Annotated in this window: 1 rRNA gene and 1 pseudogene; one reads left to right on the top strand and one right to left on the bottom strand. The window is 65.4% G+C overall.

Annotated elements, in window-relative coordinates:
* Positions 1-353: pseudogene (locus ABZ845_RS31015) on the top strand (hypothetical protein); the annotation flags it as partial.
* A gap of 120 nt (positions 354-473) precedes the next feature.
* On the opposite strand, the gene rrf reads toward ABZ845_RS31015, so the two are convergent.
* Positions 474-590 (bottom strand): 5S ribosomal RNA (gene rrf, locus ABZ845_RS31020).
* Positions 591-766: the final 176 nt, after the last annotated feature.

The following is a 766-nucleotide window of genomic DNA, read 5'->3' on the forward strand; positions in this document are numbered from 1 at the left end:
GGACGTCCACCACGGTCACGGTCGTCACGGCGGAATCCGCCGCGCTCACCACGGTCGTCCCCGCGACGGTCGTCACGACGCCCGTCACGCCGGTCATCGCGGCGGAAACCACCACGATCGTCGTCCCGGCGGAAACCACCACGGTCGTCCCCGCGGCGGTCATCGCGGCGGTCGTCACGGCGGTCATCGCGCCGGCCGTAACCGCCGCGGTCGCCCTGGCCACCGCGGTCGCCCTGGCCACCGCGGTCGTCGCCGCGACGTGCGCCCGCGCGATAGCCCCCACGGTCACCACTGTCCCGGCGGCGCTGGTCGCGCTCAGGACGCTCGTCGGGAGAGTTGGGGGACATCGGTGACTCCTGTCTTCGGTACTGCAAAATCATTCTCGCGCAACCGGGTATCGGGCGCGCGCTCCGGAAAAACGAAAGGACCCCTGGTCCCAGCGAGTCGCTGGGACCAGGGGTCCTCCAAAGATTGTTCGGCGGCGTCCTACTCTCCCACAGGGTCCCCCCTGCAGTACCATCGGCGCTGTGAGGCTTAGCTTCCGGGTTCGATATGTAACCGGGCGTTTCCCTCACGCTATGACCACCGAAACCCTAATGGTTTCGAGCGAACAAGCACACTCTTCAGTTGATGTTCTGCTCTGAACCGACAACGGTCGTTGTCTCAGAACTAACACAGTGGACGCGAGCAACTGAGGACAAGCCCTCGGCCTATTAGTACCAGTCACCTCCACCCGTCACCGGGCTTCCAGATCTGGCCTATCAAC

Origin of the sequence: Streptomyces sp. NPDC047022, from assembly GCF_040644155.1 — a bacterium.
Lineage (GTDB): Bacteria > Actinomycetota > Actinomycetes > Streptomycetales > Streptomycetaceae > Streptomyces.